Here is a 7,655-nt window from a genome sequence, read left to right on the forward strand (position 1 = left end):
GGCCAGGCCGGGCAGGCGGTCGGGCGGCGGCGCCAGGCCGGTGCCCTGGCGTGCCACCGCCTGCGCGGTAGTGGAGAGCGATTGCGTCGCCCGCCGCGCGCCGCCCATCGCGTGCAACGCGGCCGAGGACAGGCCGCCGGAAACCGAGGAGATCGTCATGATCCCATCATACGCGACAGGTCTTGCCGGAAGGTAAAGCGCGACCCCCGCCATCACACCCGCGCGGGGCCGCAACATTCCCCCGCCACGCCTCGACAAGCGGCGGCGCCGGTCGCAGGCTGGCCGCCCCGCGCAGCCCCGAGGAGGCCCCGATGTCGAGCGACCGGCAGAATTCCGAACAGATCTGGCAGATGGTGGAGGCGCATCAGGACGATTTGATCGGCCTGTCCGACCGCGTCTGGGAGATGCCCGAGCTGGCCTATGCCGAGCGCCGCTCCTGCGCCGAGCACAAGGCGATGCTGGAGCAGAAGGGCTTCCGCATCACCGAGAACCTGGCCGGCATCCCCACCGCCATCATGGGCGAGGCGGGCGAGGACGGCCCGGTCATCGCCATCCTCGGCGAGTATGACGCGCTGCCCGGGCTGAGCCAGGAGGCCGGCGTGGCCGAGCACCGCCCGCTGCCGGGCGACGGCGCCGGCCATGGCTGCGGCCACAACCTGCTGGGCGCCGGCGCGCTGCTGGCGGCGACGGCGGTGAAGGACTGGCTGGCCGCCAACGGGGTGAAGGGCCGCGTCCGCTACTATGGCTGCCCGGCCGAGGAAGGCGGCGCCGCCAAGGCCTTCATGGTGCGCGAGGGCTGCTTCGACGATGTCGACCTGGCGATCTCCTGGCACCCGGCGCCCTTCGCGGCGGTGAACGAGGCGAAGTCGCTGGCCAACACCCGCATCGACTTCACCTTCACCGGCCGCTCCAGCCACGCCGCCGCGGCGCCGCATCTCGGCCGCTCGGCGCTGGACGCGATCGAGCTGATGAATGTCGGCGTCAACTACATGCGTGAGCACATGCCGAGCGATGCGCGCATCCACTACGCCTATCTGGACGCCGGCGGCATCGCGCCGAATGTCGTGCAGGGCAAGGCGACGGTGCGCTACCTGATCCGCTCCAACGACCTGCCCGGGCTGCAGGCCCTCGTCACCCGCGTGCGCAAGATCGCCGATGGCGCGGCGCTGATGACCGAGACCAGCGTCGCCACCAGCGTCGTCTCCGCCGTGTCGAACCTGCTGGGCAATCTGCCGCTGGAGAAGGCGATGCAGGCCAATCTGGAGCGCCTGGGCCCGCCGCCCTTCGACGACGCCGACCGCGCCTTCGCCGCCGAGATCCAGAAGACCCTGACCGACGAGGACATCGCCAGCGCCTTCAAGCGGATGGGCGTGCCGGTGCGCAAGGGCGTGCCGCTGGCCGACGAGATCATCCCGCTGGAGGCCAAGGGCGCGGCCATGGTGGGCTCGACCGATGTCGGCGACGTCTCCTGGGCGGTGCCGACGGTGCAGGCGCGCGGCGCCACCTATGCCATCGGCACGCCGGGCCATTCCTGGCAGCTGACGGCGCAGGGCCAGTCGCCGCTGGCGCACAAGGGCATGGTGCATGTGGCCAAGGTGATGGCCGGCGTCGCGGTGGACGCGCTGCGCGACCCGTCGCTGGTCGAGGCCGCCAAGGCCGACCACAAGGCCCGCACCGACGCCCACCCCTATGTCTGCCCGCTGCCGGCGGAGCTGAAGCCGCCGATCAAGATGGCCGAGAAGGTCTGAGGCAGGGCAGGGGGCTCTGCCCCCTGCACCCCCGCCGGGGTGGCAGGGCCACCCCGGACCCCGCCGTCCGTTGGCGGGGTCCGGGGGGACCCTGTCCCCCCGGTGGAGGGGCTTGGGGAGGCAAAGCCTCCCCAATTCACGCGTAGGCGTAGGGCCCGCCCTTCTCCAGCGCCCGGCGATAGGCCGGCCGCGCCTGGATGCGCTGCAGCCAGTCGGCCAGCTTCGGATAGGGTTGCAGCCCGAAGCGGGCGGCGGTGGCCTCCACCGGGAAGCTCATCTGCACATCGGCCGCGCTGAAGCTGTCGCCCGCGAACCAGCCGCGCTCCAGCGCGCTTTCCATCAGCGCCAAATTGCCGGCCACCTGCGGCCCCAGAAAGCCCTTCTCCACCCCCTTGCCGATGGCGCGCCCGATGGGGCGCAGCAGGAAGGGCAGCTGCGAGGGCACGCGGCGCAGCACCAGCGTCATCACCAAGGGCGGCATGGCCGAGCCCTCGGCGAAATGCAGCCAGTAGCGATAGTCGAGATGCGCCTGGGTGCCCGGGGCAGGGCGCAGGCCGCGCGTGTCGTGGCGGTCCAGGATGTATTCCAGGATGGCGCCGGTCTCAGCCAGGGTGTGCGGGCCGTCGGTCACCACCGGCGCCTTGCCCAGCGGATGCACCTCGCGCAGCTCCGGCGGCGCGCGCATGGTCTTGGGGTCGCGCTGGTAGAGCTTCAGCGCATAGGGCACCTCCAGCTCCTCCAGCAGCCACAGCACGCGCTGGGAGCGGGAATTGTTGAGGTGGTGGACGGTCAGGGTCGGCTCGGTCACAGGATCTTCGCCTCGAAGGGGGGGAGCAGGTCGGGCGCGTCGAATTCCAGCACCCAGAGATCGGGGTCGCGCTGCACCTGGCGGGCGACATAGGCCTCGGCCTCGGGCTCCGGCACGGGCTTGGCGCCGGTGCCGCGCATCCAGACGGGGCGGCCCTCGCCATCGCGCGCCTGGCTCAGCACCAGGCAGCCCTCCCGCCCGCGCAGCAGGCAGAGGATGCCGCCCGAATCCGGATCCCCCTTGCGCAGCACCATGCCGGGCCGGCCGGCGATGTCCGCCAGGCGCAGCGCCATCTGGGCCCAGAGCCCCGCCTTCACTTTCGCTTCCATGCCCCCAAGGTGACGCAGCGCGCGGCGCATGCAAGGGGCCAGCGAATGCCCCTTGCCGGCAGCGCCCTGGCGCGGCATCCACCCGCGGGGCCCCCTTCGGGTCGAGAGGCGGAAGAGATGGCGGAACAGGTTCGGATGAGCGAGGGCCAGCGGGCCTATGAGGCGAAGCGCGCGGCCAAGGCCGGCGTCAGCCTGGACAAGTGGCTGTCGATGAAGGCGCAGGAGCGCGACGCCCTGGCCGCCCAGGCCGCCCGCGCGGCCGCGCCGCCGAAGAAGCCCGGCTTCTTCGCCCGCCTGCTGGAACGCGCCCAGAAGCCGCTCGGCTGATTTTCTTTCGGGGCCGGCCGCCGCTGGCGGCCGGCAACGGGCGCGACCCCTTCAGCCGTGCAGGGCGATGACGCCCAGGCTGACCACCCCCAGCGCCAGCAGCGACAGCACCACGGTGGCGGTGACGCGCGGCCCGGCCTGGGCGACGCTGCGCAGATCCACCCCCAGCCCCAGCGCCGCCATGGCCAGCAGCGTCAGGCCAGAGGTCACCGCGGCCAGCGGCGGCAGCAGCGCCTCCGGCACCGCGCCGAGCGCGCGCAGCGCGGCCAGGCCCAGGAAGCCCAGGATGAACCAGGGCACCAGCCGCGCCAGGCCCGGCTTCTGGCCCGATTTCGCCCCGGCGGCGAGCGACAGCGCCAGCACCACCGGCCCCAGCATCAGCACCCGCACCAGCTTGACCAGCGTGCCCACCTGCACCGCCAGCGCGCCGACCGGCGCGGTCGCCGCCAGCACCTGCGGCACGGCATAGACGGTGAGCCCGGCCAGGATGCCGTACTGCACCTCCGACAGGCCGAGCAGCGGCACCAGCAGCGGCAGGGCCAGCACCACCCCGACGCCGAGCACGGCGGTGAAGGCGATGGCGGCGGCCACGTCGCGCGCCTGGGCGCCGATCACCGGCGCCACGGCGGCGATGGCGGAATTGCCGCAGATGGAGTTGCCGCAGGCCACCAGCACCGCCATGCGCTTCGGCAGCCCCATCACCCGCCCCAGCCCGTAGCTGGCGACAATCGACAGCGCGACGACCAGCGCGATGGACAGGATCAGCACCGGCCCCGCCGCCATCAGCGCCGGCAGGCTGAGCGAGGCGCCCAGCAGCATCACCGCCACTTCCAGCAGCGTCTTGGCCGAATAGGCGATGCCGGCGCTGAACGCCTTGGGCGGGGTCCACAGGCTGCGGATGGCGGTGCCGATCAGGATGGAGAGCACCAGCGCATCCACCCAGGCGCGGCCGAACAGCGCCTGCTCGGCCCGCGCCAGCGCCACGCCCGCCAGCGCCACCGCGCCACACAGGAGAATACCCGGCGCCATGCCGGTGGCCCAGCCGGTCAGACGGCGGGGCAGGGAAAGCGGGGCGGGATCGGCGGTGGCGGACATGACAGAACCATGACGTTGCGTCGGCACCATGCGCCGCGCCGATTCATTCATCCAACGACTTGTTCTTGTCATTCCATTCGCCAAAATCGATGGATTGGCCGAGGGCATGGGCATGACACTGGAACAGCTGCGCATCTTCCTGGCGGTGGCGGAGCGCGAGCATGTCACCCGCGCCGCGACCGCGCTGCATCTGACGCAATCGGCGGTCAGCGCCGCGATCCGGGCGCTGGAGGCGCGGCATGGCATCGCTCTGTTCCACCGCGTCGGCCGGCGCATCGAGCTGACCGAGGAGGGCCGCATCTTCCGCGCCGAGGCGGCGGCCGTGCTGGCGCGGGCGGAGGCGGCGGAGCTGGTTCTGTCCGAGCTGGGCGGGGCGCTGCGCGGCACGCTGCGCATCCAGGCCAGCCAGACGGTGGCCAGCTACTGGCTGCCGCCGCTGCTGGTGCGCTTCCAGCAGGCATGCCCCGGCGTGCAGGTGGAGGTCGGCGCCGGCAATACCACCAGCGTCGCCCAGGCGGTGCTGGACGGGGTGGCGGAGCTGGGCTTTGTCGAGGGCGAAGTGGAGGAGCCGTCCCTGTCCCAGACCCTGCTGGCGCGCGACCAGCTGGTGGTGGTGGTGGGCCCCCGCCACCCCTGGGCCGGGGCCGGGGAGGTGCCGCTGGCGCGGCTGGCGGAGAGCCCCTGGGTGATGCGCGAGGCCGGCTCCGGCACCCGTGCCGCCTTCGAGCTGCTGCTGGAGCGTGCCGGGCTGCCGCCGCGCGATCTGCGGGTGATCCTGGAGCTGCCCTCGAACGAGGCGGTGCTGGCGGCGGTGGAGGCGGATGGGGGCGCCACGGTGGTGTCGGAGCGGGCGGCGGGGCCGCATCTGGCGGCGGGGCTGCTGGTGCGGGCGGAGGTCGCGCTGCCGCCGCGCAGCTTCAAGGCGCTGCGCCACCGGGAGCGCTATGCCAGCCGGGCCTCGCGCGCGCTGCTGGCGCTTGCGGCAGGGCTGCCGCCGGGTTGAAGCGTCAGAACAGGCGCTGGTTCTGGCCGTAGGGGACGACCAGCTCGTCCTTGCCGACCATGTTCAGCAGGGCGCGGGCGCGTTCGTCGAGCTGGTCGCGGTCGATGCGGTCGCCGCGCAGGCCGGCCACCTTGCGTTCGATGGAGTCGCGCTCGGCCTCGGCCTCGGCGAGGGTGATGCGGGCGGCGGCGATCTCGGAGGCCTTGGCCTCGCGGGCGAGGGAGCCGACGCGCGGGCCGTGCACGGCGTACCAGGCGAAGTGCCAGATCAGGCCGGCGAAGACCAGCGGCAGCCACAGCACCTGAATCGCCCGCTTGATGGCCCGCATCCGATTCGCCCCGCCTCAGTCAGTCCCTGAATTGGTTAACGCCATGTGGCGCCGGGGACGCAAGGGGAAGGCTGGAAAATCAGGGCATTCGCTGGCGGCGTTGCGTGCCGGACACGAACATAACGTGTCCATTTCCCGCCTGTGTTGACCGAAGGCGGGGTCCGGGGTGGCCCTGCCACCCCGGCGGCGGGGGTCTGGGGGAGGCGGAGCCTCCCCCAGGTTGACAGTGTGGTCTTGGGGGAGGCGGAGCCTCCCCCGGACGCGTCAGCGCTTCAGGATGGTCCGCCCGGCGTAGCGGGCGGCCGGGCCGAGGCCCTGCTCGATGCGGATCAGCTGGTTGTACTTGGCCAGCCGGTCGGAGCGGGAGAGCGAGCCGGTCTTGATCTGCCCGCAATTGGTGGCGACGGCGAGGTCGGCGATGGTGCTGTCCTCGGTCTCGCCCGAGCGGTGCGACATGACGGCGGTGTAGCCGGCGCGGTGGGCCAGCTCGACGGCTTCCAGCGTCTCGGTCAGGGAGCCGATCTGGTTGACCTTCACCAGGATGGAGTTGGCGGTCTTGCGCTCGATGCCCTGGCGCAGCCGCTCCGGGTTGGTGACGAAGAGGTCGTCGCCCACCAGCTGCACCTTGCCGCCCAGGCGGTCGGTCAGCAGCTTCCAGCCGTCCCAATCGTCCTCTGACATGCCGTCCTCGATCGAGATGATCGGGAACTTGCCGCAGAGGTCGGCCAGGTAGTCGACCATGCCGGCGGCGTCGAGCTTCTTGCCCTCGCCTTCCATGTCGTAGACGCCGTCCTTGAAGAACTCGGTGGAGGCGCAGTCGAGCGCCACCATGACGTCCTCGCCGAAGCGGTGGCCGGCCTTCTCGCAGGCGCGCTCGATGAAGGAGAGGGCTTCCTCGGCCGACTTCAGGTTGGGGGCGAAGCCGCCCTCATCGCCGACATTGGTGCTGTGGCCGGCATCGTGCAGGCCCTTCTTCAGCGCCTGGAAGATCTCGGCGCCGATGCGGGCGGCGTCGGCCGCGCTGCCGGCGGCGACCGGCATGATCATGAATTCCTGGATGTCGATCGGGTTGTCCGCGTGCTGGCCGCCATTGATGATGTTCATCATCGGCACCGGCAGGGTGCGGGCGAAGACGCCGCCGACATAGCGGTAGAGCGGCAGGCCGTAATGCTCGGCGGCCGCCTTGGCGGTGGCCAGCGACACGGCGAGGATGGCGTTGGCGCCGAGCCGGCCCTTGTTGGGGGTGCCGTCGAGCGCGATCATCGTCTCGTCGATCTTGACCTGCTCGGTGGCGTCCATGCCGGAGAGGGCGTCGAAGATCTCGCCCTCGACATTGGCGATGGCCTTCTGCACGCCCTTGCCGCCGAAGCGGGCCTTGTCGCCGTCGCGGAGTTCCACCGCCTCATGCGCGCCGGTGGAGGCGCCGGAGGGGACGGCGGCGCGGCCGATGGCGCCGCTGTCCAGGACGACATCGACCTCGACGGTGGGGTTGCCGCGCGAATCGAGGATCTCGCGCGCGATGATGTCGGCGATGGCGGTCATTCCGGACTCCCCTGGGTGTGTCGGAGGCTCGCGGATAGGACGGCCTCGCGCCGAGGGCAAGCCCGGCCCGGGCATGGCAGGCTGACGAAGGCGCCAGCGGGCGCCGGCGGGGCGGATGAGACGCGGCGCCCGGCGGAGGGGTGGCGCGGCCGGTCGGCTCTTCCGCGTCCCTTGGCGGCGCCCCCCCCCGCGGCGGCCCGCCCTGGCGGGTCAGGGCAGGATGGTGGCGAGGTTGCGCTTGGCGTCGTACATGCGGCCATCGGCCTGGCGCATCAGCGTCGCGGCGTCCTGGCCATCCTGCGGGTAGAGGGCTGCGCCGAGGCTGGCGCCGACCTGCAGCCGGTGCGGGCCGTATTCGACCGGCTGGCCGACGACCTCCAGCAGCCGGTCGGCGACGCCGTGCCAGGTGGTGGGGCCGGGCAGGTCGGTCAGCAGCACGATGAACTCGTCGCCGCCGAGGCGGGCCACGGTGTCG

General features: G+C 72.2%; 9 protein-coding genes. 3 read left to right on the forward strand and 6 right to left on the reverse strand.

What is annotated here, in order from left to right; all coding sequences use genetic code 11:
* Positions 1–311 precede the first annotated feature (311 nt).
* Complete coding sequence (locus HMPREF0731_RS10485; RefSeq protein WP_007004090.1) at positions 312–1,748, forward strand: M20 family metallopeptidase; 1,437 nt, start codon at positions 312–314, stop codon at positions 1,746–1,748.
* 136 nt (positions 1,749–1,884) lie between these two features.
* On the opposite strand, the gene HMPREF0731_RS10490 is transcribed toward HMPREF0731_RS10485, so the two are convergent.
* Both HMPREF0731_RS10490 and HMPREF0731_RS10495 read right to left on the reverse strand, forming a co-directional pair.
* Complete coding sequence (locus HMPREF0731_RS10490) at positions 1,885–2,556, reverse strand: glutathione S-transferase family protein (protein ID WP_007004091.1); 672 nt, start codon at positions 2,554–2,556, stop codon at positions 1,885–1,887.
* The gene (locus HMPREF0731_RS10495) at positions 2,553–2,885 is read right to left on the reverse strand and encodes a DUF1491 family protein (protein ID WP_040612936.1); all 333 of its coding nucleotides are present in this window, start codon (positions 2,883–2,885) and stop codon (positions 2,553–2,555) included. The genes HMPREF0731_RS10490 and HMPREF0731_RS10495 overlap by 4 nt, the downstream gene beginning before the upstream one ends.
* A gap of 117 nt (positions 2,886–3,002) precedes the next feature.
* On the opposite strand from HMPREF0731_RS10495, the gene HMPREF0731_RS10500 reads away from it, so the two are divergent.
* Positions 3,003–3,212, forward strand: a complete 210-nt coding sequence (locus HMPREF0731_RS10500) for a hypothetical protein (protein WP_007004093.1) — start codon at positions 3,003–3,005, stop codon at positions 3,210–3,212.
* A gap of 51 nt (positions 3,213–3,263) precedes the next feature.
* Here HMPREF0731_RS10500 and HMPREF0731_RS10505 read toward each other — a convergent pair whose 3' ends face one another.
* Positions 3,264–4,307, reverse strand: a complete 1,044-nt coding sequence (locus HMPREF0731_RS10505) for a YeiH family protein (RefSeq protein ID WP_040612938.1) — start codon at positions 4,305–4,307, stop codon at positions 3,264–3,266.
* Between the two features lie 112 nt (positions 4,308–4,419).
* Between HMPREF0731_RS10505 and HMPREF0731_RS10510 the strand changes: the two genes are divergently transcribed.
* Positions 4,420–5,310 (forward strand): LysR family transcriptional regulator, encoded by an 891-nt coding sequence (locus tag HMPREF0731_RS10510; RefSeq protein WP_040612939.1) that lies wholly within the window; start codon positions 4,420–4,422, stop codon positions 5,308–5,310.
* A gap of 4 nt (positions 5,311–5,314) precedes the next feature.
* Here HMPREF0731_RS10510 and HMPREF0731_RS10515 read toward each other — a convergent pair whose 3' ends face one another.
* The 3 genes from HMPREF0731_RS10515 to HMPREF0731_RS10525 all read right to left on the reverse strand — a co-directional run.
* Entirely contained in the window at positions 5,315–5,638 is a 324-nt protein-coding gene (locus HMPREF0731_RS10515; protein ID WP_007004096.1) for an FtsB family cell division protein, read from the reverse strand.
* 264 nt (positions 5,639–5,902) lie between these two features.
* Positions 5,903–7,180, reverse strand: coding sequence for a phosphopyruvate hydratase (gene eno / locus HMPREF0731_RS10520; protein ID WP_007004097.1), 1,278 nt, complete (start codon positions 7,178–7,180; stop codon positions 5,903–5,905).
* A 210-nt stretch (positions 7,181–7,390) separates the two neighbouring features.
* A partial coding sequence (locus HMPREF0731_RS10525) for a diguanylate cyclase domain-containing protein (protein WP_157136065.1) occupies positions 7,391–7,655 on the reverse strand: 265 nt, incomplete at its 5' end.

It is taken from the genome of Pseudoroseomonas cervicalis ATCC 49957 (genome assembly GCF_000164635.1).
Classification (GTDB): domain Bacteria; phylum Pseudomonadota; class Alphaproteobacteria; order Acetobacterales; family Acetobacteraceae; genus Pseudoroseomonas; species Pseudoroseomonas cervicalis.